The 21,931-nt window shown below is 70.1% G+C and carries 20 protein-coding genes and 1 pseudogene; 7 read left to right on the top strand and 14 right to left on the bottom strand.

All coding sequences use genetic code 11. The annotated features are described in order from the left end of the window. Positions 1–370: 370 nt before the first annotated feature. Both WME95_RS12625 and istA read right to left on the bottom strand, forming a co-directional pair. On the bottom strand, positions 371–1,192 hold the full coding sequence (locus WME95_RS12625) for an ATP-binding protein (RefSeq protein WP_437902022.1): 822 nt from the start codon (positions 1,190–1,192) through the stop codon (positions 371–373). Then, positions 1,192–2,778, bottom strand: a complete 1,587-nt coding sequence (gene istA / locus WME95_RS12620; RefSeq protein ID WP_437902024.1) for an IS21 family transposase — start codon at positions 2,776–2,778, stop codon at positions 1,192–1,194. The genes WME95_RS12625 and istA overlap by 1 nt, the downstream gene beginning before the upstream one ends. Before the next feature lie 115 nt (positions 2,779–2,893). Between istA and WME95_RS12615 the strand changes: the two genes are divergently transcribed. Next, positions 2,894–3,352, top strand: coding sequence for a hypothetical protein (locus tag WME95_RS12615; RefSeq protein WP_437908618.1), 459 nt, complete (start codon positions 2,894–2,896; stop codon positions 3,350–3,352). Positions 3,353–3,429: 77 nt separating this feature from the next. Here WME95_RS12615 and WME95_RS12610 read toward each other — a convergent pair whose 3' ends face one another. The 3 genes from WME95_RS12610 to WME95_RS12600 form a co-directional block, all read right to left on the bottom strand. Then, a complete protein-coding gene (locus WME95_RS12610; protein WP_437908617.1) occupies positions 3,430–3,846 on the bottom strand; it encodes a hypothetical protein in 417 nt (138 codons plus the stop codon). A gap of 487 nt (positions 3,847–4,333) precedes the next feature. Then, positions 4,334–4,903, bottom strand: a complete 570-nt coding sequence (locus WME95_RS12605) for a hypothetical protein (protein WP_437908616.1) — start codon at positions 4,901–4,903, stop codon at positions 4,334–4,336. Between the two features lie 200 nt (positions 4,904–5,103). Continuing rightward, entirely contained in the window at positions 5,104–5,307 is a 204-nt protein-coding gene (locus tag WME95_RS12600; RefSeq protein WP_437908615.1) for a hypothetical protein, read from the bottom strand. Here WME95_RS12600 and WME95_RS12595 point away from each other — a divergent pair. Together WME95_RS12595 and WME95_RS12590 are read left to right on the top strand one after the other, a co-directional pair. Beyond that, positions 5,306–5,554 (top strand): hypothetical protein, encoded by a 249-nt coding sequence (locus WME95_RS12595; protein WP_437908614.1) that lies wholly within the window; start codon positions 5,306–5,308, stop codon positions 5,552–5,554. The genes WME95_RS12600 and WME95_RS12595 overlap by 2 nt on opposite strands. 738 nt (positions 5,555–6,292) lie before the next feature. Continuing rightward, positions 6,293–6,670, top strand: coding sequence for a hypothetical protein (locus tag WME95_RS12590; RefSeq protein ID WP_437908613.1), 378 nt, complete (start codon positions 6,293–6,295; stop codon positions 6,668–6,670). Positions 6,671–6,784: 114 nt separating this feature from the next. Here WME95_RS12590 and WME95_RS12585 read toward each other — a convergent pair whose 3' ends face one another. Then, positions 6,785–8,263, bottom strand: a complete 1,479-nt coding sequence (locus WME95_RS12585) for an FAD-dependent monooxygenase (RefSeq protein WP_437910977.1) — start codon at positions 8,261–8,263, stop codon at positions 6,785–6,787. Between the two features lie 207 nt (positions 8,264–8,470). Between WME95_RS12585 and WME95_RS12580 the strand changes: the two genes are divergently transcribed. Next, complete coding sequence (locus WME95_RS12580; protein ID WP_437908612.1) at positions 8,471–8,932, top strand: DUF4440 domain-containing protein; 462 nt, start codon at positions 8,471–8,473, stop codon at positions 8,930–8,932. Positions 8,933–9,004: 72 nt separating this feature from the next. On the opposite strand, the gene WME95_RS12575 is transcribed toward WME95_RS12580, so the two are convergent. Both WME95_RS12575 and WME95_RS12570 read right to left on the bottom strand, forming a co-directional pair. Further along, positions 9,005–10,243 carry a glycoside hydrolase family 16 protein gene (locus WME95_RS12575; RefSeq protein ID WP_437908611.1) on the bottom strand — a complete coding sequence of 413 codons (1,239 nt, stop codon included), beginning with the start codon at positions 10,241–10,243 and terminating at the stop codon, positions 9,005–9,007. A gap of 152 nt (positions 10,244–10,395) precedes the next feature. Further along, on the bottom strand, positions 10,396–11,304 hold the full coding sequence (locus tag WME95_RS12570) for a LysR family transcriptional regulator (RefSeq protein ID WP_437908610.1): 909 nt from the start codon (positions 11,302–11,304) through the stop codon (positions 10,396–10,398). Positions 11,305–11,410: 106 nt separating this feature from the next. On the opposite strand from WME95_RS12570, the gene WME95_RS12565 reads away from it, so the two are divergent. After that, a complete protein-coding gene (locus tag WME95_RS12565) occupies positions 11,411–12,319 on the top strand; it encodes an NAD(P)-dependent oxidoreductase (protein ID WP_437908609.1) in 909 nt (302 codons plus the stop codon). Here the strand turns inward: WME95_RS12565 and WME95_RS12560 are convergent. Beyond that, entirely contained in the window at positions 12,304–13,281 is a 978-nt protein-coding gene (locus WME95_RS12560; RefSeq protein WP_437908608.1) for a LysR family transcriptional regulator, read from the bottom strand. The genes WME95_RS12565 and WME95_RS12560 overlap by 16 nt on opposite strands. A gap of 39 nt (positions 13,282–13,320) precedes the next feature. On the opposite strand from WME95_RS12560, the gene WME95_RS12555 reads away from it, so the two are divergent. Next, the gene (locus WME95_RS12555; protein ID WP_437908607.1) at positions 13,321–13,860 is read left to right on the top strand and encodes a peroxiredoxin-like family protein; all 540 of its coding nucleotides are present in this window, start codon (positions 13,321–13,323) and stop codon (positions 13,858–13,860) included. A 41-nt stretch (positions 13,861–13,901) separates the two neighbouring features. Here the strand turns inward: WME95_RS12555 and WME95_RS12550 are convergent. The 3 genes and pseudogenes from WME95_RS12550 to WME95_RS12540 form a co-directional block, all read right to left on the bottom strand. After that, a pseudogene (locus WME95_RS12550) lies at positions 13,902–14,009 on the bottom strand (YciI family protein); the annotation flags it as partial. Positions 14,010–14,019: 10 nt separating this feature from the next. Beyond that, positions 14,020–15,573: a M12 family metallopeptidase gene (locus WME95_RS12545; protein WP_437908606.1), complete on the bottom strand. Its 1,554-nt coding sequence runs from the start codon at positions 15,571–15,573 to the stop codon at positions 14,020–14,022. A 427-nt stretch (positions 15,574–16,000) separates the two neighbouring features. Beyond that, positions 16,001–16,915: a helix-turn-helix domain-containing protein gene (locus WME95_RS12540; protein ID WP_437908605.1), complete on the bottom strand. Its 915-nt coding sequence runs from the start codon at positions 16,913–16,915 to the stop codon at positions 16,001–16,003. A 123-nt stretch (positions 16,916–17,038) separates the two neighbouring features. Here WME95_RS12540 and WME95_RS12535 point away from each other — a divergent pair, with 123 nt between their 5' ends. Next, entirely contained in the window at positions 17,039–17,644 is a 606-nt protein-coding gene (locus tag WME95_RS12535; protein ID WP_437908604.1) for an ATP-dependent Clp protease proteolytic subunit, read from the top strand. A gap of 53 nt (positions 17,645–17,697) precedes the next feature. Here the strand turns inward: WME95_RS12535 and WME95_RS12530 are convergent, their stop codons facing one another. Together WME95_RS12530 and WME95_RS12525 are read right to left on the bottom strand one after the other, a co-directional pair. Further along, positions 17,698–18,120, bottom strand: coding sequence for a hypothetical protein (locus WME95_RS12530; RefSeq protein WP_437908603.1), 423 nt, complete (start codon positions 18,118–18,120; stop codon positions 17,698–17,700). A 406-nt stretch (positions 18,121–18,526) separates the two neighbouring features. After that, on the bottom strand, positions 18,527–21,925 hold the full coding sequence (locus WME95_RS12525) for a DUF7452 domain-containing protein (protein WP_437908602.1): 3,399 nt from the start codon (positions 21,923–21,925) through the stop codon (positions 18,527–18,529). Positions 21,926–21,931 lie beyond the last annotated feature (6 nt).

Genomic DNA, 21,931 nt, shown 5'->3' with positions numbered 1-21,931 from the left:
CTTCAGGGGGTTTTGTTGCCTGGGCTGCCACGTCGCAGGGTCATGGGGCCACCCCTTTGCAGGGTCATGGGGCCAGGGGGAGACGACGTGATCGGCCTCGACCATGCCCGAGACCGCGAAGCGTGTCGAGGTCCCCGGAGCCGGGCGCGAAGCGACCGGCGACGTCCCTCTTTTTTGCAGGGTGATGGGGCCACCCGGGCCCTCTGGCAGGTCCGGCGTAGGGGCCGCGACGCTCAGGAGCAGGAACGTTTACCCCGCCCCCGGCGCCCCTCGCGGCCACGTTGACGACGGTGGGCGAGGCGCGCCGAGTGGAGCGAGGGGGGGCAGCGGCGCGGCCCCGGGATCGACGTCCTCACCGGGGCCGCAGCGGTCATCGCCGCTTGTTGCGTGGATGGGTGGGCGGCTTGCTGCGCGCGGGCACCGGCGCGGCCGTGTTGCTCTCGTCGAGCTTCGGCTTGAGCCGTGGCCTGTACGACTCGCCCTCGATGATGAAGTCGAACGCCGCGTTCTTGAACCGATCGACGGCGCTCTGCGCGAGCAGCACGTCGTCGAACATCGCGAGCCACTCGGCCGTGTCGCGATTGCTCGTGACGATCATCGACGCGTGGCCCGTGCGTTCGAGGAAGAGCTGGTAGACGTCGCGGCTCTCTTCCTTGCTCATCACCTCGAGCGCGAAGTCGTCGAGGATGAGCAGGTCGACAGTCGTGAGCGCGACCATCTCGGCGTCGCGTGAGTTGTCGAGCCTGCTCTGGCGCAGTCTGCGCAGCATCGCGTCGGCGCGCAGGAAGCGCACGCTGTAGCCGTGCTGGCACGCGAGGTGTCCGAGTGCGTTCGCGAGGAAGGTCTTGCCCACGCCGACCGAGCCGAGGATGACGATGTGCTTGTGCTCTTCGAGGAAGCGCAGGCTCGTGAACCCACCGAGCAGACGCTTGTCGAAGCTGACCTTCGCGGCCTTGTCCCAGAGTTCCAGGCGCATGCCGGGATCGAGCCCGGCGTCGCGTACGCGGCTCTCCGTCGCGCTCGCCTCGCGGCGCCCGATCTCGTCGGTGAGCAGCATGAGCAACATCTCCTCGTGCCCCATTGACTGCTTCTCGGCCAGCAGCAGCCGCTCACGCAGCGTCGCAGCGATGCGGCCGAGGCGCAGGCGCTTGAGCGCCGTGACGAGCGCGGGGTCGACTTCGCTGAAGCTCATCACGCCTCCTCCTTCGTCGCGGCAGCCGCCAGCGTGCGTGTCGCGAAGTGCTCCGTGCTGCGCGCGAACCGCGGCGTGGGGAGCGCAACGACCTTGCGCTCATCCGCGAGCGGCGACGCGGGCGTCTTCGCCGTCTCGAGCATGCGCGTCACGCGCTGTACGTCGACGACATCGAACGCGAGCGCGCTCTGGCAGATCGCCTCGACGCGCCCGCTGCCGAACTTGTTGCACAGCCGCAGCAGCGCATAGACCAGCCGCATGCGCGTCCAGGGGAGCGGCACATCGAGCAGCCGCTCGGCGTAGATGCCGACGTGCACGCCGCACTTCTTCGCGCTCGTGATGAGCGAAGCCACGTCGCGCACCGCGGCGACGTCCTTGCCCACGGGGTAGTCGCTCGCATCGGTGGAGCGCTTGCCCGGCGCGACGCGCACGTGCACCTTCACGAGCTCCGTGCCCGCGTAGATCCTGACCGACGCGCGGTCGGCGCGGACGCGCACCGTGCTTCCAACGTAGCGCGTGGGCACGCTGTAGAGCGACCGCAGGACTTGCACGTGATGGTCGGGGTGCACCTTCGCGTCAGTCCAGTGCGGCACGTCGAACGGCGCTGCCGGCGCCGGCTTCATGGTGCCCTTCTCGCGTGACTCGAACACCTCGCGCGGCACCTCGCGTGTCGTGCCGTGGACTCGCGCTCCAGCGACGTCACGGCACCACCGCTCAGCGGACGCGCGCGCCTCGTCGAGGCTCGAGAACGACTCGCCGTCGAACCAGCTCTCGCGCACGTACGCGACCTGGTTCTCGACACGCGCCTTGTCCTTGGGCGACCTGACGCGCGCAGGATCCACGAACAGCCCGCGTGTCTGCGTGTAGTCGAGGAACGCCGGCACGAGCACGGGGGCGAGCTCGTCGGCGCGCAGCACGATGGCCTTCATGTTGTCCGGGAGGATCACGCGCGTCATCGCGCCGAAGAACCACCACGCCGCATCCAGGCCCGCGCATACCGCCGCAGTGGTCTGCTCGAACGACGGCCACACGAACTGGTAGCGGCTGTATGCGAGCGTCACCACGAGCGCCCACAGATTGCGAGCTCGCTGCGTCGCTGGGTCGAACAGCCTACCCATCAGGCCGAAGTCGATCTGCGCGACCTCGCCAGGCTCGGTGTCCGCGACGCGAACCGTCGGCGTCTTCTTGCGCCACGCGAGCTCCTCCATGGCAAAGCGCCGGAGTGTGTCGTAGCTCGCGCTGACGCCGTGGTCGCGCTTGAGCAGCAGGTGGATCTTCGTCAGCTTCAACGGCCGAGGTTGGGCGAGCCAGGCCTCGATGCGTGCGCGATACGCGCCGATCTCTTTCCACTCCTCGCTTGCGTCGGGCACCGGGCGCGCCTGCACACGCTGGGCGATCGCGTGGATCTCCTCGTCCGTCGGCTCGCGATCGCGCGACAGTGGCAACATCGCTGCGGCCTCGAAGTACCTGCCGACCGTCTTGCGATCGACGCCCGTCTCGCGCGCCACGTGACGCGCGCTCTGCCCCGCCGCACGACGGCGGAGCATTTCCTTGATGTCAACCATGATCAGCTCTCGGTAGGGCATCGGTCTCCTTCCGACGGCGACCCGCGCCGTCCTCGGAAGGAGCCCGTCTCAGATCCCGACCGCGGCGTCCCGAGCTGGCCCCATGAGGCTGCAAAAAACCTCGGAAGCTGGCCCCATGACCCTGCAAAAAACCGGGTCACGCCCCCGCGCGGGTGGCCCCATCCTCCTGCGTTTGGGGTGGCCCCATGACCCTGCAAAAAACCTCGGAAGCTGGCCCCATGAGGCTGCAAACTGGCACCTGGGCCTCTGGTGCTGCCTGCTCGCCTTCGCCTGCGGCGAGGGCGAGCAAGGCAATGACGGCGGCAGCGGCGGTTCGAGCTCGAAGGGCGGAACAGGGGGCTCGGGCCAAGGCGGCACGATCGCGGCCGGGGGCGAGAGCTGCGGAGGGGTCGAGTTCTGCGACCCCAGGGCCGCGTACTGCTCGGAGGGCGAGTGCGTGGCCCTGGGCGACGGGAGCGAGGGCTCCACCTGCCTCACCTTCTCCTGCAAGGAAGGTCTGCGTTGCGACATCCCCGAGGGGCAATGCGACGGCAGCGGCGCCGACCTGGTTTGCGTTCCGGCCTTCTGCCCCTAGAGCGCCGCTGGGTGCCGCTCTGGTAGGAGCTCGGGAAGACTCAGCCTAGAGGGCTGTCATGCGCCGCTCTCCGCATGTCACTTGGGGGAGAAACGGATGGCCGCGAGCAGGGCATCGAACGCGGCGCGGTCGAGGCGGGTGGTGTAGATCATGTACCTGCGGCGCGCGGGAGGAGGACCCTCGAAGTGGGCGACGAGGACCTCCTTTTCATGGCCGAAGAAGTGGCTGGTGCGGCTGACGGTGGCATCGGCGGAGCCCACCTGGACCTTCCACGTCTCCACGGCTTTCATGGGGCCTCGGTCGCGCGTGGGTGTACCTTCCCAGGCAAAGAAATAGAGGCCCTGTCCGGAGGTGTCCTGGTAGCTCCGGAAGTGCTCCACGGCGGGGCTCCCCGGGATGAGGGAGGAGACCTCCTCGCGGGTATCGGCCTGGAGGGTGAGCCCGGTGGGGAGGGTCAGAACGAGATCGACGAAGGTAGGTGTGCTCGAGATCATGGTCGGGCTGGTGCCAGGGGTGGAAGCAGCGGTGGTAGGTGGAGCAGCGTGTTCGGGCGAGGCGCCGCTGGAACAGGAGAGCGCGAGGGCGGAGGCGAGCCTCTGGACCCAAGGTCGCATGCCCGCAGGGTACAGGAGATCGAGCGTGCGAGAGAGCCTATCTGCGGGGCGCCAAGGCGGTGGGCGGCTGGCGCGGTGAGCGGCTCCTCAGTCAAGCGGGCGGACGCGGCGAGACAGGAGCACGAGACCCGCGACCGCCGGGCGCTCGCTCGCGATCATCGGCGGGCGACACCTCACCAATCAACGAGTTGGCAGTCGCCCGCGCCCGCGTCGCCGTGCGCTCCGCCGGCGCTCTCAGGGCGGATGCGCGTGCTTTCCACGAACAAGGACAGCGCCGGCGAAGTCTACGTCGCCGACTTCGGCGGCACGGTGTACCGCGTCGATCCGGAGTGAGCCCGGGCCAGCGCGCCCCGCGCCGCGCAGGAGCTCACATCGACCAGCGGAGCCCGGCGTACCCAGGGCCGAGCACGATCTCGGGCGTGGTGGAGACGCGGCGCTCTTCGGGCGGAATGGGCACCTGGCGGCCGCCGACGACGGCGAGCGGGATGCCGGCCCCGAGGCCGGCGATCCCGAGGACGAGGAACCCTTTCCCGACGGTTTTGTTGATCTCCTCGGTCCCGTAGGGGTCGTCGGCCGGGTCGCCAGCGCTGGTGTCATCCGTGATGGACACGATCCCGATGAGCGTGTTGACAACGCCGAAGAAGCTCGACACGAACCCCCCAACCAGCATCCCCGGGCTATTAATCCGGGTCAGCGGGCGGGCCGGCGGTGTCGGCGCCGCCGCGTCCGCGACGGGCGCCAAGGCCGGGCCGCGGGCCTGCGGCACGGCGGCTGTCGGCGCCGGCGTGCCCGCGGGCAGCGGCTGCGCCGCGCCGCTGGACCGCGCGTGCGCCGCTGCCGGCTCGGCCCAGGCGTCTCGACCACCCCCCGCGATGGCGGCGAGGAATATCGTGAGCAGCAACAGGCGCCCGAGGCGCTGCTTCGGTGGACTCATCATGTGGTTCTCCCTGCGATCGTCGAACAGGTGGCCGCTGGCCGGCGCAACCGGACATCGAGCTCCCCGGCTCGGCCTCTCCGACTGAAGGCAGGATAATCGGAGCGAGGTCCACGTCGCGAACTTCAGCGGGACCGTTTCGTGCTCCGGTCTCCGATCGGGCGTGAGCTTCTGGGCGCTCGCCACGCGCGGCGCGCCGGCATTCACATCGACCAGCGGAGCCCGGCGTACCGCGGGCCGAGCACGAGCTCGGGCGCGGCGGAGCCGGCGAGGAACGCGAACTCGCCCATCACGACGGCGACGCGCCGCCCGTGCATCCGGCCCTCCTCGCCCGCGGGCAGCACCTCGCCGACGCCGTCGTAGTCGCCGGTCGTGGCGATCGACGGCGTTTTCGAGAAGACCGCCATGGGCGTGCGCTTCCACGATGCGCCGCCGCCTTCAAAGGACGATGTCAGCGAGGTGGCGCGACGGGTGCGCGAGCGTGCGCTTCTTTGGCTACGGCGCCGCGGTTACCTCGACGAGCGCGCGGCCGAGGAGCGCAGCGACGAGACCATCACGGCGGTCGACGACCCGCGCGCGAGAGGCTCGTGCGGTACTGCTCCCGCCCGGCCTTCGCACTCGATCGAATCGAGCTCCTGCCCGATGGGCGTATAGCGTACTTGATTACGTCCGGAGTATGCGAAGATGGCCGGAACGAGGGCAAGGGGCGTTCTGGAACGGCGGCGTTCGAGGAACGGAACATTGAGTTCACTCCTTCGTGTGAAATTCTCCTCCCCACGCTGGCGACAAGACCATGGATAACGACAAGCCCCAACCCCCCACGCCTTCCCTCACGGATCTGATGGGCGCGATGGCGGCGGCCCAGGCCGCGCAGGAGCCGTTCTTCCTCGGCCGCCTCCGCGGGCACTTCGGCGCCGACCCCCGCACCCTCCCCGTTGTCGCCGAGGAGTTCCCGGCCTCGGATCACCCGAACTTCCAGCTCGCAATCGATACCCACCTCCGCGACGGCGGGTTCACCTCCGAGCTGCTCGGGGTCTCCGGCGGCGACATGTTCCGGGGGGTGAGCCTTCCCGATCTCCTCTCGCCGCCCCCGGCGATGCCCGGGATCGGCGGACCGCCGCCCTCGCAGGGGCCCGTGCAGTACCGCAACGTCCACCTCGACGCGGAGCGCCTCATCGAGGTGTGGCTGCTCCCGCCGCTCTTGCGCGCGCTCGAGCGCGAGGCGCCACGCATGCGCGTCGTCGCCGTGCCCGCGCAGCTCCGCACCGGATGCGGCCCTCTCGCAGGATGCGCGCGGCATGCTGGTAGATCGAGTTGCCGCCTGCAGACTGGCTCGTGTAGCCTTGGACAATGCGAGCGGTGCTCTCGATCTACCCCTTGGTTATCTTGGCCATGCTCTCCAGCGCCGGCTGCAAGCGGCTCAAGACAGGCGCCGGCGAAGACTTCGCGAAGAGGTATAGTTGCCCGGAGGACAGGGTCGAGGTGCGCGCGCGTACCGACGTCAAGTGGGGCACGGTCGTGCTCGGCGGCCGATCGCCGGAGGCCCCGCCGGCCGAGGTGAAGGACGACCCGGGACGGCTCGCCAAGTGGAACGCAGACCGCGCCGAGAAGGACGCGGAGACGAGGAAGAGGCTCGACGATCTCGACGTGTTCCAGGTGAGCGGGTGCGGGCACGACGAGCTCGTCGCCTGCGCCCACCCGGCGGACGGCGATGGCGTGGCGACCGACAGGGTGGTGTGCTTCCAGGGGCCGCAGCGAGCCCGCCCCTGACCGGCTCCGACGCCCCTTGCAAGCTGGGCACTCGATGTGCTCCTCGTCGTGGGATTCGTGATACCGCTCACTGTCGACGTCGAGCGCATTCGTGCGCTTCGCTGCCGGGGCATTCTACGCCGTGGCGCTCCGCTGGGTGGGCGGGCCGAACCAGGTGGTGAGGGCGTCGCGAAGGCCGTGGTCCGTCCCTTCTCCCACCCACGCGACGTGTCCGTCGGGTCGAATCAAGACAGCAGTCGGCGCAGGTACCGCGCCGAGCACCGGGAGCTCCCACACACCAGCTGGGCGAGCTTCAAGCAGGCGAACACGAGCGGCCCAGGGAGTGATGTCGAAGGCCCCCGGCTCGCCGAGGTTGAGCAAGACCGGTCTTGCCTCGTGCAGCAGCGTGAATACTCGCAGCGGTCCGCTCTCGGTGACCAGGTCGAGATCGGGCATGCGACGTCCGAGCAGCGGGTGTCCTTCACCGAGGTCGTAGCGAATGTCGAGGCCGGACATCATCGCGGCGTAGCGCTTGCGAGGCTCGTCCATCTCGAGCAGCTCGGTCACGGTCTCGCGCAGGGCCTCCGTTCGATCGTCGCCGCGACCGAGCGCTGTTTGTGCCATGGTCAGGCGCAGCACGCGGGCAGCGATGGGGTGCCGCTCGGCGTGATAGGTATCGAGCAGGCTGTCGGGCGACGTGCCGCTCACCACCTGGGCGAGCTTCCATCCCAGGTTCACGGCGTCCTGGACGCCGATGTTGAGTCCCTGTCCACCTGCCGGCGCGTGCACGTGCGCCGCGTCGCCCGCCAGGAGGACACGCCGGTCACGGTAGGACGCCGCTTGCCGAGCCATGTCGCTGAATCGGGATAGCCAGGTCGGGTTGCGAACACCGAAGTCGGTGCCGTAGACCGCGACGAGCGCATCGCGCAGGTCCTGGAGCGTCGGCTTGTCAGCTTTGCCGACGTGCGGCTCCACGAGCACGACGCCGACACGCTTTCCGTCCTCCAGCTTACCCAGCGCGTTGACGCCCTTTTCGCCGCGGCGGACGCCCCACGCGGGCTCGTCCACCATGTCCACCTCCGCGATCAGGTAGCTCGTCGACGCGTCCCATCCGGCGAAGTCGATGCCCGCCCTCTTGCGGACCAGGCTGCGACCGCCGTCGCACCCGACGAGATACTTCGCTCGTAGCGTCGCGCCGTCAGACAGCTCGACGTCGACGCCCGTATCGTCCTGCGCGAACCCCGTCACGTCACGCCCGCGATAGAACTTCACCGGCAGCTCGGAGACCCAGTCGGCCAGGATGCGCTCGATCCGGTTCTGGCGGAGCGCGAGCCCGTGGTTGTGGCGAACGGGGAAGTCGCTGATGTCGAGAGGGATGAACGAGAAGCCAGCGACCTGCATCGCCTGCCCCTGTGAGAGAAAGCGCTCCGCGACGCCACGCTGATCGAAGACCTCGATCGTGCGTGCGTGCAGACCGCCCGCGCGCGAGCCGGCGAGGTCCTGGTTCTCGCGCCGCTCGACGACGGCGACGTCGATCCGCGCCAGCGCTAGCTCGGCCGCCAACATGAGCCCCGTCGGACCTCCACCCGCGATCACCACGGCGTGCTTCGGCATCTTCATGGTGCAGCATGGTGCGGCATGCCTGGGGGCTTCCGGCAAGCCCCCATGTCTGGTATACGCTGGGGCTGGAGATGGACGGGAGGCGCGCTCGTTTCCTCGCAGCACGCGCGACTCGCCGCGCACGGCGGCGCGCCGAATTTTTGCGATCGTCGGGCGTTCGTAGGTGATCTCTGAGGACCCCTTGATGGAGGCCGGCCTGCCATGACCCGCAGCGAGGACGAGCGCGCCATCGACGCCGTCGTACACGCGTTCTTTCAGGCCTTTGGCAACAAGGGTGGAGTCCGACCGGACCTCGACGCGCTGCGCGCGCTCTTCCTCGCGGAGGGCGTGATCATCAAGACCTGCGGAGAACCACCGACGATCTACGACCTGCGCTCGTTCATCGAGCCCAGGGAGAAGCTCTTGACGAGCGGGGAGCTGGTCGATTTCTCCGAGGAGGAGCTCTGGGGGAGGACGGACCTCTTCGGGAACATCGCGCAGCGCTTCTGTATGTATCGCAAGTCCGGGCTGCTCTCGGGGCAGCGCTTCGAGGCGAGGGGCACGAAGTCCATCCAGCTGGTCAAGACGCCCGCCGGCTGGAAGATCAGCGCGGTTGCCTGGGACGACGAGCGGGAAGGGCTGAGCGTCCCTCCGGCTCAGGACGTCACACGAAGCAGCCTGTAGCCGACAGGCGCTCGCTCCTCGGAAGGCCATCGCGAGGTCAGGAGCTGGCGAGCATGTCAGCGATCGCGGGTGCTAGGGCAGGGTGTCCACGAGGGCGAGCGATGATGCGCGGAAACCGGCCACCTGCGCGTCCACCTCGGCCTGCGACAGGAGGACGTCCTTCGCGAAGTAGACCCAGTCGACGTCCTCGGCGTACGTCCGCGGGCCGGTCTGTCCGGCGGCGAGCTCGTCGAACCATAGGTTGAAGTCGAGGTGCTGGTCCGTCTCGGGGACGTAGGTTGCGTCGTGCGTGCAGAGCCGCGCGCCGTCGATGTAGTAATGGATACCGGACGCGTCGATCTGGAGGAGGAGCTTCTTCCAGCCCGACTGGTCCCCCGCGACCTGGTTCGACTGCGTATTCTCGAGCGTGGCCGTCTCCCACGAGGTCAGCCACAGCGTGCTGGTATCGCCCTGCCCCCACCCGCCGTTGGGCATGTACTCGAAATCCTGCTCCGAGTAGTTGGGATCGACCTCGGGGTCGTTGATCCATGGACTGATCGTGAAGAACGTCTCGACCAGCTTGTCGCCGAGGTGCCGGGTCCCGGTCAGGGGCGTGTTGCGGAATCTCACCCTGGCGGAGTAGGTCCCGAAGCGGAACCTGTCGTCGTTGGACTGGATCTCCGCGTGCGAGGTGCTCGCTCCCGATCCACGCGAGGTCGCTTCGAGCCGCAGCAGCCTGTTCGAGGCGAGATCGGGATCGTCGATGAACGACACATTGGACGAGAGCCATTGTGCGCCGTCGACCCCGGGCGCTCCGTCGGTCGTCCGTACCCACCACCGGCTCTTGAGACCGTCGTCGGCGATGCCGCTGTAGCTGAAGTCGTCGAAGAACTCGGCCGACACCGTGACGCCGCCGCCCTCGCCGCCAGCGCCGCTGCCCTCACCGCCAGCGCCGCCGCCGCCCTCGCCGCTGCCACCCTCGCCGCCAGCACCGCCGCCCTCGCCCTCGCCTCCCTCTCCGCCAGCACCGCCGCCCTCGCCTCCCTTGCCGCTGCCGCCCTCGCCGCTGCCGCCCTCGCCGCTGCCGCCCTCGCCGCTGCCGCCCTCGCCGCTGCCGCCCTCGCCGCTGCCGCCCTCGCCGCTGCCGCCCTCGCCACCGCTCCCTCCGCCAGCGCCGCTGCCGCCATGGCCGGCAGGGGCGTCGAGCTCGTTCGAGCAACCCACCAGCGCATGCACCGCAAGGAGCGCCGCCCCCGCGGCGTGGATGAAGCGCGCGCCGCGGGGCGCCTCGTTAGAAGCAGCGATCCTCTGGCCTTCGCGATCCGTTTTCATCGAGACTGTTCCTTTCGGGATGAGCGTCCCATCGGGCGCTTGGACTTCCTACCCGCTCAACGATCGCGGCTGGCGTTGAGCCACCGCAGCTTGTCGGGGTTGGCCATCGCCGCCAAGAAGGAAGATGGAGGCCCTGGGCGCCGTCTCCTGGTTCAACCCGTCTTTCGCTCCAGTCGCGCGGCGAGCCCTGCGGCGAGGTGCTCGGTCAGCGCGCGGACCGTCGTCGAGGAGAACCGTCCAGGGGGGCTCAGCGCAAAGACGGGAGCCGGCGGCGTCACGAAGCCCTCGAGCAGCGGGACGAGTCGGCCGCGCTTGATATCGTCGCGCACGAGCCAGTCGGCGAGCAGCGCCACCCCGAGGCCCTGTCGCGCCATGAGCGCCACCGCCTCGCTGTTGTTGGCGGCGAAGCGACCACGGACCGGGACCGGGACGCCTTTGCCAGGCTCCCTCCCGAAGCGCCAAACGGTCGACGCGTTCGCCTCGCCGTGAACGAGGCACTCGTGGGTCCGCAGGTCGCTCGGGGCGTTCGGGCGGCCGCGCGCCCTGAGGTACGACGGCGCGGCGACGAGCACGCGACCGCTGTCGGCGAGCTTCCGCCCGCGGGCGCTCGTGTCAGCGGGGACGCCGACGCGAATCGCCACGTCGAACCCCTCGTCGACGAGGCTCACGTACCTGTCGGTCATCACGAGCTCTGCGCTCACCGCGGGGTGGCGTCTCAGGAAGTCGCCGACCAGAGGGACGATGAAGAGCCGACCAAAGACGACGGGGAGGCTCACGCGGACACGGCCGCGCGGCTCCCGGTCGCCCTCGTTGAACTCGCCGCTCAGCTCGTCGAACGCCGCGAGCAGCTCCCGGGCGCGGGCCATCAGACGCTGACCGGCCTCCGTGACGCGAACCGAGCGCGTCGTGCGCTCGACGAGGCTCGCGCCGAACTGCGCCTCGAGCTCGGCGATCCACTTGCTCGCGGTCGACTGCTTGATCTTGAGGTCCCGGGCGGCGGCCGAAAAGCTGCCTCGCTCGGCGAGGCGCGAGAACAACCGCAGCGCTTCAAGTCGATCCATCCTGCCCCTTTCGGAATAAGTCCTAGCAGAAATGCGACATTTCGTCCCCTCCTGGAATGAGTCATTCCTGTCCCGACGATGACTGCGACCCACCAGGAGGCAATCCGTGGCGACTACTGTTGACGAGCTGGAGGACCCGATGGGCAAGCGCATGAGGGTGGCGTTCCTCGGCCTCGGTGCGATGGGCGGGCGGATGGCCTCCTGCCTCGTGAACGACGACATCGAGCTCAAGGTCTGGAGCCGCTCGGGAGTACCGTCGTGGGCGCCGTCGCTGGGCGCGTTCGCCGCGCGAACGCCGGCCGATGCCGCCAGAGACGCCGATGCCGTCTTCGCGATGGTCACGGACGACGAAGCGTCGCGCTCCGTGTGGCTCGACGACGATGTCGGCGCGCTGCGCGGGATGCGCAGCGGAGCGGTCATCGTCGAGTGCAGCACGCTGAGTCCAGGCTGGGTGTCGACGCTCGCCGGGCGCGCGAGGGACGCTGGGCTCGAGTTCATCGACGCGCCCGTCGTCGGCTCGCGCCCACACGCCGAGAGGGGCAACCTGACCTTCCTCGCCGGCGGAGACGCGGCGGTGCTGGAGCCGCTCCGTCCGATCCTCGGTCGCATGGGCGGCGCGGTGAAGCACGTCGGCGCCTCGCCCGCGGGAGCGTACGCGAAGCTCATCGTGAACACCTTGTTCGGCGTCCAGGTCGCGGCGCTCGCCGAAGTCCTCGGGTTCGCGGCGCGAGCGCGGCTCGACACGGCGGCGCTGATGCAAGCGCTGGAGGGGCTCCCGGTCCTGAGCCCCGCCGCCAGCGGCGCCGCGACGGGGATGCTGGCTCGTCGATTCGAGCCCATGTTCCCGGTGGCGCTCGCCGCCAAGGACCTGCGGTACGCGCTCGAGGCAGCGGAGCGAGTAGGCGGCGACCTGCCGGTGAGCCGGGGCGCGAGCGCGGTGTTCGAACGCGGCCTCGCGGGCGGACTCCGCGACGAGAACCTGACGGCCGTCGCCAAGCTCTACGACGAGGAGTGAACCTCGCGCCCCGCCGCGTCGTCGAGCCCGAGGCGACGGCGCATCGCCGCGGCGACCCGCTCGCGTGCCCAGCGGTGCGCGGGATCGGCCTGGAACCGCTCGTGCCACAGCAGCGCGAAGGGGACCGGCGGCAGGGCGATCGGCGCCTCGCGGACGACGAGCCCCAGGACCCCGGCCACCGCCTGCACGAGGGGCATCGGCGCGTTCATCAGGAGATCCGAGCTGGCGACGATCATCAGGCCGGCGAGGAACGACGGCACCTCGACGCCCACCCGGCGGACCAGCCCGCGCCCCGCGAGCTCGTCGCTGATGACGTTCGGACGCTCGTTGCCGATCCGCACGACCACGTGGGCGTGCGCCAGCCAGCGCGCGACCGTGAGCGGGCGGTCGAGCGCCGGGTGTCCGCGCCGGGCCGCCACGCCGAAGCGCAACTCGCCGAGCGGGCGGGCGATGGCGCTGTCGCCGACGAACCCCGCCGGGGCGAGCGCGAGCGGTGGATCACCCGCCGCGAGCGCCCGCCCGAGGTCGGGCGTGACGCTGGAGACCCGCAGGTCGACACCGGGTGCGTCGGCGGCGAGGTCGGCGAGCAGCCCCGGCACGAGCGGGATGAGCAGGTCCGGCATCGCCAGCGCCAGCGTGTGGCGGCTCGTGGCCGGGTCGAAGGACGACGGCGGCGCGACGGCGGCGTCCAGCGCCCGCAGGGCCGCCGCGAGCGGCCCGGCGATCGCCTCGGCGCGCGGCGTGGGCACCAGCCCTTCGTCGCCGCGCACCAGCAGCGGGTCGGAGAGCGCCTCGCGCAGCCGCCGGAGCCGGTGGCTCATCGACGACTGCGTGAGGCCCATGCGCTGGGCGGCCCGGGTCACGTGGCGCTCCTCCAGGAGAACGTGCAGCGCGTGCAGATGGCTGGGGTCGAGCCCGTCGAACATCCCATCGAGTATTACCATGATCGAGATGAAAAGCATCGATGAGCACCATGACGCCGGCCCGCTAGAGTCGAGTCCATGGCCGAAAACGTTCGCTCTCATCGCCTGCGCCCCGGAGACCTCCTCGCCCCGTCGACCGTCGAGACGCTGTGTCACGGGCCGCTCCGGATCCCGTCGGGGGGCCTCCTCCACCTCCAGTTCCGCCGGTTCGCCGGCTGCCCGGTGTGCAACCTCCACCTCCGCTCGTTCGCCCGGGGGCGCGAGCAGCTCGCGGCCGCGGCGGTGCAGACCGTCGCGTTCTTTCACTCCTCCGCGGAGACGATGCGGCCCTATCACGCCGATCTGCCGTTCCCCGTCGTCCCCGATCCGGAGCGCCGCTGGTACCGGCAATTCGGCGTCGAGCGCTCCGCGCTGGCGGCGGCGCATCCGAAGGTCGCGTGGTCGGCGATCCGCGGCATGGTGAGCGCGCGGTCCAACCCGTTCCACGGAGAAGGGGGCAAGGATGGGCTGCCCGCCGACTTCCTCGTCGGCCCCGACGGCGCGCTCCTCGATGTGCACTACGGAGCTCACGCCGCCGATCACTGGGAGCTCGAGCAGGTGATCGCCCTCGCGCGCTGAAGCGGCGGAGCCGCCCGATCAGCGCGGCGAGCGAGGGGAGCTCACAGGAGCTCTCTGGGGAGCTCGCTCCCGCTCATCACCTGCCGCACCTCGATGGCCATGTTGAGCGGCTCGCCGCCGAGCCCGGGCGCGGCGGACGCCTCCGCGGAGCGTCGCCCGTCAGCGCCAGTGGAAGTCCCACTCCTGGTTGGCCGCGTCCGGCCGGCACGCGTACACGCCGACCTGCGCGCCGGGATACGAAGCGCCGCCGAAGATATCGACGCACTGCCCGAGCGACTTGATAGGACCGTTCAGGTAGAAGTACTCGTTGTAGAGGCCTCGGCCGCAACCGTCCCACAAGATGATGGGGGAGCCCGGCACCGGCATGCCACCGGAGACGTTGAGGCAGCGGTCGACGGCGAACGTCGCCTTGATCTCGCCGGCGAGGAAGCTCAACGTCTGGTAAGATGCCGTGTTGATGCACGGCTTCAGCGTCGGCCGCGTGCCGAGGGGCGGGGTGCCGGGCGGCACGTCGACGCACAGATCGGTGCCCGTCAGCTGAAGCCTGCTCGCCGCCGTCGCCGTCCAGCGCTCGCGCGCCGACGGCACCTCGCCGCAGCCGCGCACCTCGAGCATCGAGCCGGCCGTCGTGCCGGTGGCGACGACGCACATGTTGCCCATGGCCCGCAGGCGCATGCCTTCGAACGAGAACAGCTCGTTGGGCGCGCCGTCGATCAAGCCCCACGAGATGAGCGGCGTTCCGGACGTCGGTGAGACCACGCCGCCGCCGACGTTCATGGCGAGCATCTCTCCGCCGATGGTCGCCCGGAGGTGGTGCCCGCCGGACGAGTGCGACAGCTTCGACCAGGTGTCGTTGGGGGCGTCCATGCACTGCCACGCGACGATGTCCTTGCCCCACTCGGTCGTGCCACCATCGATGTTCAGACAGCGGCCTCCGAGCCCCACGATCGAGCCGCCGTGCTTGCGCCCATAGACGTTCTGTGCGCCGATGACGTCCCAGGGAGACAGCGTGCGATTCGTGTCGGCCAGGTTGCTGCAGTAAGTGGCCGCCATGATCGAGTCGGTGTCGGCCACCGGCGTCGCGTCGCTGGCCCCCGGGTGGGCCACGCCGCAGTAGCCGCTCGGCAGGCAGACCTTGCCGTCTCCGCTCGCGCACTGGGCATTGGACGTGCATTTCATGCATTGCCCCGTCCAGTCGTCGCGGTCGAACTCGTGCGAGAACCCGAGCGCGTGCCCGAACTCGTGCATGGCGACGACCTCGACGCGGCCGTCGGTGGTGTCGAGCGTCATGTGCTGCGCGCCGCTGGGCCCCGGATAGCCGAACCCGCTGTGGCTGCCGCCTCCCGCGGTGAGGTGGACGATGAGATAGCCGTTCGTGTTCGAGCCGCAGGGGCCCCAGTCTTCGAGCTTGATGTCTGCCGCGCGCTGCCACGAGTTGTCGACAGCGTCGCGGGCCCGGGCGAAGTACTCGAAGCGCCGCTGCCGCTCGGCGCTGGATACCGGATCGTCGATGCGATAACACACCGGCATCCAGCCGCCGGGCCAGGGGGTGCCGACCAGCTGGAGCGCGTCGTGGGTCGACGCGATCAGCTCCTCGTTCGCGGCCGCTTCGTCGCCCGGCTCGCTCGTCCCGCAGCCGGCTATGGCGGCGGAGACCACGGCGATGGAGACAGCGGAGTGGCGCAGGACGAGCGATGAGAGTCTTCGTTTCATCGAATAGGCTCCTTCGTTCCAGGTCGAGTTGAATCGCACGGACCAGCGAGCGCCCGGATGCGCTGCGCGCCGCGAGCGCCTCGCCGTCGTCGAGAGAGGCTTATGCGCGCCGCCCGCCGCGGCTGACATCACGTGTCGTCTCGCGCATCGCTCGCTCCCCGGCGGCCGCGCCGCCGCAGGCCCGAGGCGCCCCGTCCGAAGAGGGGTATCCCCGGTGGGGTTGCGCTCGCAGGTCCCCTCACGGCCCCCGGACGCGCGGCTGCCGCAGGCCCCCGGCTCGCGGGTCGCAGCCAGCGCGCTCCGCGCTCCGCCGCCGCGTGGATTCGTGCCGCCGGCTCAGCGATCCCTGGCGGGACGGTTCAGCGGCGTAAGTAAGGCGGCCTTCCCTGCACAGCCCGCGGGCTCCCGCTCCGTCCAGGCGAAACGCTCACGCCGCGGCGCGGACCGGCGGCAGGCGGAACGCGGCGCCCTCGGAGCGGCTGCGCCTGCGGAACGCGCCCGGCGCCTCGCCCGTGTGCCGCTTGAACGCGCGGCTGAACGCGAACTCCGAGTCGTACCCGACCTCGGCCGCCACGGCGGCCAGCGAGCCGTCGCCCTCGGCGAGCAGCTCGGCCGCCCGCTGCATGCGGAGCTCGGCGAGGTAGCGGAGCGGCGGGACCCCCAGCTCGGCGAGGAACCGCCGCGCCAGCGCGGCGCGGGACAGGCCCGCCGCCTTCGCGAGCGCCTCGACGCTCCAGCGCTCGGCCGGCTTCTCCTGCATGAGCCGGAGCACGCGCGCGACCCGACGGTCGAAGGCGCGCGCCCCTCGCCGGTCGAGCGCGCGCGACGCGCGCCCCTCGCGCGCATGCTCGTGGCAGTGCAGCGCGTAGGCGAGCAGCGGCTCGAGCAGCGAGCGCGCCAGCTGGGCCTGCCCCGGGGAAGCCTCCGCGAGCGCGGCGCGCAGCAGGCCCACGACCGCAGAGAGCCCCGGCGCGCGCCGCACCTCGCCCGCAGGCAGGTGGACCACCGGCGCGAGCGCGGCGAGCCCCCCGCCGGGCGCGGCGGCGTAGGTCGCCGAGATCAGCTCCGCCTCGGCGGGAGCGCGCCCGGGCGGCGGCGCGACGCAGCGGAGGCTCTGCTCGCGGGGCCCCGCGCCGCGCGGGCCGAACCCGAGGAGCACGACGTCGCCGGCGTCGAGCTCCAGCGCGCACACGCCGTCCTGCGAGAGGCGAAAGGCGCCCTGCACGACGACGTGGAGGCTCGGCGGATCACCCGCGCCCGCGCGCCAGGGCGCGCCTGGGTGGCCGAGATGCCGGGAGACCACCACGCCGCGGGGAAGCCGCCCCTCCGTCTCGTCCGCCATGCCCCATGGTTGCCCCCGCCGAGGCCGCTCGTCCAGCGCTCGTTCGCGGATCGAGACGCGCGAGCATGACTCCGCGCCTCGCGGTCATGGCGCGCGGGCGAGGGCCGCCGGAAGCTCGGGGCCATGACGCGCCTCGATTCCACGCCGGATTCCACGCCGAACGAAGAAGCGCTCCCCCGCGCGCTGCCCGACAAGATCCAGAGCAGCCTGCTGAGGAGCCGGACCGTCCTGATCTTCGGGGAGATCACCAGCGAGCTGGCGCAGGCGACCACCGCGCAGCTCCTCGCCCTCGCGAGCGATGACGGCGAAAAGCCCATCCGGATCCTGATCCACTCCCCGGGCGGGCACGTGGAGTCGGGGGACACGATCCACGACGTGATTCGCTTCATCCGGCCCGAGGTCAAGGTGATCGGCACCGGCTGGGTCGCCAGCGCGGGCGCGCTGATCTTCGTCGCCGCGCGGCGGGAGAACCGGTTCGCGCTCCCGAACACGCGCTTCCTCCTGCACCAGCCGCTCGGCGGCGTGCGCGGCCCCGCGTCGGACATCGAGATCGAGGCGGCCCAGATCCTGGCCGCGCGCGAGCGGCTCAACCGCATCTTCGCGGCGGCGACGGGGCAGGCGCCCGCCAAGATCGCGCAGGAGACCGAGCGCAACCTGTGGATGACGGCGCGCGAGGCCCAGGAGTACGGCCTCGTGCATCGCATCGTCGAGAGCGCGCTGGAGGTCTGAGCGCGCCGGGGCGGCCCGCGCCGGCGCGATGACGCCGGGTCGCGCGACGTCCCCTACAGAGGGGCGAACGTGCACGCACCGGCGGCGCAGACGGGCCTGGACGCGAGGCACGCAGGCGTGCCGTAGGGGCAGCCCATCCTCCGATGCTCGCGACATACGGTCGCGTCGAGGTGGACGATGAGGCGCCTCATCTGGTGGACGCCCGCCCGGTTGACCACCTCACCACAGGTGCCGCCGCACTCGGTGCTCGTATCGACCATGACGCAATCGTTGTCGGAAGCGCATGCCCGGTAAGCGGCCCGGACACGCTCCACCTGGCCGGAGGCGCGGGCATGCAGCTGCTGGCAGGCCCTCCAGTCCACGTCTCTCTCGTCCTCCGTGCGTTCCGTCGTGTCGGTGAAGCCCGCGATCGCGAGCCCGAATGAAGCCATGGCAAAGAGCGCAGAGATCCCCAGGCGAGTCCGGTTCGTTTTCATGCTGCCTCCATCGCGCGTGCTCGTGCTCGCCGGCGACGCGGGCGCACCGCGCGGCGACTCGCCTGTCATGAGGCTCCCCCCGCGGGAACGGAAGGTGCTCGACGGCGCGTGCCACGGCGCGACCTGGGCGGTACGGAACGCAACGGTTCGCCTGCGCCGCGGCGCAAGGGCGAAGCGAGCCAGCACCGGTGCGAGCTCCGCCGCTTGCTGGACGAGGAGATCCGGGATCGGAGCGATGGCGTTGCTATGAAACGGCCCCATGCGCTCGCCCGGCGTGAGCGTGCCGGCGGGGCGCCCTCAGGTGGTCGGCCCACAGCAGCGGCACCGACTCGGCCTGCTGCAGGGCGCATGGAGGTGCCCTGCAGCAGGCCCTCTTCGCCGCGGAAAGGACCTACGGGAAGGGCCGTCAGTAGCCGCGGTGCACGTGGAAGACCAGGTTGTTCGCGACGGTGGTGCCGTCGCGGTTGATGATCGTCCACTTCTGGAGCGTCGTGTCGTAGCGCAGCGCGCTCCGCTTCGTGTGCAGGGTGCCCGTGCCGCTGAAGCTGTGCGTGAAGAAGAGGCGAGCGTCGGGCACACCGTTGATGTTCGGCTCGTCGATGACGAGGGCGTTACCGACCCGTGTCGCCGGGCTCGATGTCACCTTGAAGTCGCCGCCCAGCTTGACCGCGAACAACGCTCCGGGCGGAAGCGTGCCCTGGTCCTCGTTGTAGACGACCCACTTCTGCACGCTCGTATCATACCGGACACCCACAGGATGGTTGTTGTAAAGGCCCGGTGATCCCGGCAGGTTCCAGAGGCGGCTCACCTGCACGGCGATGGACGAGCGCCCGTTGAGCGCTGGATGATCGATGGTCGAGCTCGAGCCCGTGGGCTTGTTGGCAACCGTGACCTCATGGATGAAGACGCTGTCGCTGGGCGACATCGCGCGGACCGAGAAGCGCACGCCCAGCGGCATCGCGGCGAGGTCCTCGTTGTAGACGGCCCACCGCTGCAACAGTGTGTCGTACCAGACGCCCACGTGGTGGTCGTTGCTGACGGTGCCGGCGACGGGTGCCACGAGGAGGATGAGATTCGGCTTCCCGTTGAGCGCCGGATGGTCGATGTGGCTCATGCTACCCGTCGTGGACGTCACGTCGTGGAACAACGAGACGGACCCCGCCTCCTCGTTGCGCGCCGCCTGGCGCATCGCCTCCTTGATGGTGCTCGCCGTGTTCATGTCGACGGTCGTCGGCGTCATCTCCGTGGGATCGGGCAGGCCGTTCGGGCCGGTGGCCATGAACAGATAGGTCTGCGCGCTCTGATTGGCGGGCATGCCTCCCGTGGGGTTCTCGAATACCTGCCCGTTGGGCGCCACGACCTTGAATTTATCTCCTGCCCACAGCTCCAGGCTGTCGCCGAGCTGGAGCACCATGCCCGGCGCAGCCGGCGTGCTCTGCCCCTGCGCGTAGACGAACCGCGCCTGTCCGCTCACTTGCACGATGGTCGCCCCCTCGGCCCAGGCCAGGAAGACGCCGCCGCGCGCCGGCGTCATCGGCATCGGCAGGTCAGTCACCACACGCGGATCCACCGGCGGCGGGAGCGTCGTGAACCAGTCCGAGTCGAACGAGCAGCTGAGGCAGGGCCACGGCCGCGGCAGATCGGGCAGGACCGCTTCTCGGTAGACGCACCCCCCGGAGGGGCAGATCTTCGACCAGTCGATGTTCTGAGGGAACGACTCGTCCGCGCAGTTGACCGAGATGCCATCGAACGCCGTCTGCGGATCGACCCAGCTCTCGCAGGCATCGGAGGGCGTGTCATCGGCGAGCGTGCCGTCGTTCTGCATGTCTCCCACCTGGAGCTGCGGGGGCGAATCGAAGTCGGTCTCGGAGACCCCGACGCCGTGGGGGACGCCCTCCAGCATGAACTGCGGCGTCTTGACGAACACCTCGCAGAGATCTCTCAGGGCGGCATTCCCCAGCGCCGCCGTGGTGTACGCGCTCGCAAACGTCGCGGTCATCGATTTCCCGAGGAACGTGCTGAGGGCCGTCGCCTCGCCGGAACCGGCCGAGAGGCCGCGCCCGAGGAGGCGGAAGCGCAGCGCCTCGACGGCGCCGCGCACGGTGACCCCTCCGGTCATGGCGCGGTCGGTGAGCGCGTCGATCCAGTCGCGCGAGATCGCCGCCGGTCGATCGCAGCGGCCCGCGGAGGCCTCCCACCCGAGCATGGAGTGTTGCGATGACGTCGGGTTCGCCGTGCTCAGGCGCGAGAGATGAAGGCCCATCGCCTCTGCCTGGGAGGGCGTCGGGTACGTGGTCGATTGGGGGAAGTGAGTGACCCAGAGCTTGCCGCCGACCTTCCACTGGAGCGCCGACGCCTTCATCCGAAAGAGCAGATCCGCGGAGCGTCGATGAACGGCGTCGCCCACGTAGTCCTGGGCCGGCGTATCGATGAACGGCTCGAAGACCTTGGGCATCGTCCCCGAGGATTCAGGCAAGCGGTTGAAGTAGGGCGACGTGACGATCTCGGTGAGCAACCCCTTGAGCGACCAGCCCCGCCCGGCGACGTGGTTCTCGGCGAGGTTCCAGAGCAGTTTGTGCTCGTCCGTAGTGCGGGAGGTGAAGTTCGGGATGGTCAGCGGAGCGCCGAAGAACTCCCTCCAGACGTCGTTGGCGAAGGCGGCCGCGAGCCAGAAAGCGCCGAGCGTCCGGCCTTGATTCGCATGGTTCGCCCCCGTGTCGAGATCACCGGAGTCGTACGATTTACGAAGCGCGAGGAACCCCTCCTTCAGCCGATCATCGAGCGCCCACACCGTCGTGCTGCTCGCGTCAGGGAGCAGGAGGCCGGTCCCGCTCGGTGTCTGGGTCGACGTGTCGTTCGAGAAGCTGCCGCAGCTCGCCCCGTCCCAGCCGGCGAAGGGGACGTTCGTCCCCTGGGACCGACGGAAGGAACCTACCCAGTCGGCGTCCGTCGGCGTCTGGAACGAACCGGCGGTCGCCCATGCCGAGAGGCCCGAGAAGACGCGCCCCTCCTGCCCCATCGCCCAGTCGGAACCGGGAGTGAAATAGGACGCCGACGACGACGACACCGAGCTGAAGTGCGTGCGATGGCACTGCAGGCACTCCATCGATTTGTTCGCATAGACCTGCGTGAAATGCTCCGCGATCTGGCGCTGCTTGACGTACGTCTCTGCATCATCGGTTCCATACTGGCGTACCAGCGCGAAGACGAACCCGCGGTAGGCCGGAAAGACGTTGTCCATGAGGAGCGACCCGCGCACGACATCGGCCATGTTGTACGTGCCCGGGGACGCCGGAACAGGAGGCTCGTCCACGGCATCCGACAGGGAGGTGGCGTTCCCGAGGCGCCGCGTGTAGAGGACGACCTTCGCCGCCCTGATCTTGTCGTTATCGCTCGACAGCAGCGGCTGGGAGAAGCAGTCCGACTGGCTGCGCGCTCCCTCCCGATCCACGCGCATGCGGTCGAGCAGCACGCCGGTCCAGCGATCGACGAAGGCCGGATGCTCCATGAGCGCCTCGGCCATGCGGGCGCGGCCGACGCGCGCGGTCATGACGGTGAGGAACTTGAGCTCGCCGAAGCTGCGCACAGGCCTGCCGAGCAGCGCCGGTACGACCTGCTCGACCCAGGCCGCGTTGCCCGCGTCCACTCCACCAGGAGACGTAGGCTCCGGCGCGAGCGCCGCTTGGCTCACGCCGGGAGGGGCTTCTTGCGGCTGCGGCTCGGTCGTGCTGCAGCCCGCCAGCAAACCACCGGCGAGCAGCACGGCGAGCGCTCCCCGCACCGACTCCAACCTCTTGAATTTCATACGATC

Source organism: Sorangium sp. So ce327, assembly GCF_051530205.1.
GTDB lineage: Bacteria > Myxococcota_A > Polyangia > Polyangiales > Polyangiaceae > Sorangium > Sorangium cellulosum_B.
This window is presented reverse-complemented; position numbering and strand designations above follow the sequence as displayed.

Excerpts from the sequence above, each read along its gene's own strand:
- WME95_RS12625 (WP_437902022.1), bottom strand. The coding sequence starts at position 1,192 with ATGAGCTTCAGCGAAGTCGACCCCGCGCTCGTCACGGCGCTCAAGCGC.
- istA (WP_437902024.1), bottom strand. The coding sequence starts at position 2,778 with ATGCCCTACCGAGAGCTGATCATGGTTGACATCAAGGAAATGCTCCGC.
- WME95_RS12615 (WP_437908618.1), top strand. The coding sequence starts at position 2,894 with ATGACCCTGCAAAAAACCGGGTCACGCCCCCGCGCGGGTGGCCCCATC.
- WME95_RS12610 (WP_437908617.1), bottom strand. The coding sequence starts at position 3,846 with ATGATCTCGAGCACACCTACCTTCGTCGATCTCGTTCTGACCCTCCCC.
- WME95_RS12605 (WP_437908616.1), bottom strand. The coding sequence starts at position 4,903 with ATGATGAGTCCACCGAAGCAGCGCCTCGGGCGCCTGTTGCTGCTCACG.
- WME95_RS12595 (WP_437908614.1), top strand. The coding sequence starts at position 5,306 with ATGGGCGTGCGCTTCCACGATGCGCCGCCGCCTTCAAAGGACGATGTC.
- WME95_RS12600 (WP_437908615.1), bottom strand. The coding sequence starts at position 5,307 with ATGGCGGTCTTCTCGAAAACGCCGTCGATCGCCACGACCGGCGACTAC.
- WME95_RS12590 (WP_437908613.1), top strand. The coding sequence starts at position 6,293 with ATGCTCTCCAGCGCCGGCTGCAAGCGGCTCAAGACAGGCGCCGGCGAA.
- WME95_RS12585 (WP_437910977.1), bottom strand. The coding sequence starts at position 8,263 with ATGCCGAAGCACGCCGTGGTGATCGCGGGTGGAGGTCCGACGGGGCTC.
- WME95_RS12580 (WP_437908612.1), top strand. The coding sequence starts at position 8,471 with ATGACCCGCAGCGAGGACGAGCGCGCCATCGACGCCGTCGTACACGCG.
- WME95_RS12575 (WP_437908611.1), bottom strand. The coding sequence starts at position 10,243 with ATGAAAACGGATCGCGAAGGCCAGAGGATCGCTGCTTCTAACGAGGCG.
- WME95_RS12570 (WP_437908610.1), bottom strand. The coding sequence starts at position 11,304 with ATGGATCGACTTGAAGCGCTGCGGTTGTTCTCGCGCCTCGCCGAGCGA.
- WME95_RS12560 (WP_437908608.1), bottom strand. The coding sequence starts at position 13,281 with ATGCTTTTCATCTCGATCATGGTAATACTCGATGGGATGTTCGACGGG.
- WME95_RS12555 (WP_437908607.1), top strand. The coding sequence starts at position 13,321 with ATGGCCGAAAACGTTCGCTCTCATCGCCTGCGCCCCGGAGACCTCCTC.
- WME95_RS12545 (WP_437908606.1), bottom strand. The coding sequence starts at position 15,573 with ATGAAACGAAGACTCTCATCGCTCGTCCTGCGCCACTCCGCTGTCTCC.
- WME95_RS12540 (WP_437908605.1), bottom strand. The coding sequence starts at position 16,915 with ATGGCGGACGAGACGGAGGGGCGGCTTCCCCGCGGCGTGGTGGTCTCC.
- WME95_RS12535 (WP_437908604.1), top strand. The coding sequence starts at position 17,039 with ATGACGCGCCTCGATTCCACGCCGGATTCCACGCCGAACGAAGAAGCG.
- WME95_RS12530 (WP_437908603.1), bottom strand. The coding sequence starts at position 18,120 with ATGAAAACGAACCGGACTCGCCTGGGGATCTCTGCGCTCTTTGCCATG.
- WME95_RS12525 (WP_437908602.1), bottom strand. The coding sequence starts at position 21,925 with ATGAAATTCAAGAGGTTGGAGTCGGTGCGGGGAGCGCTCGCCGTGCTG.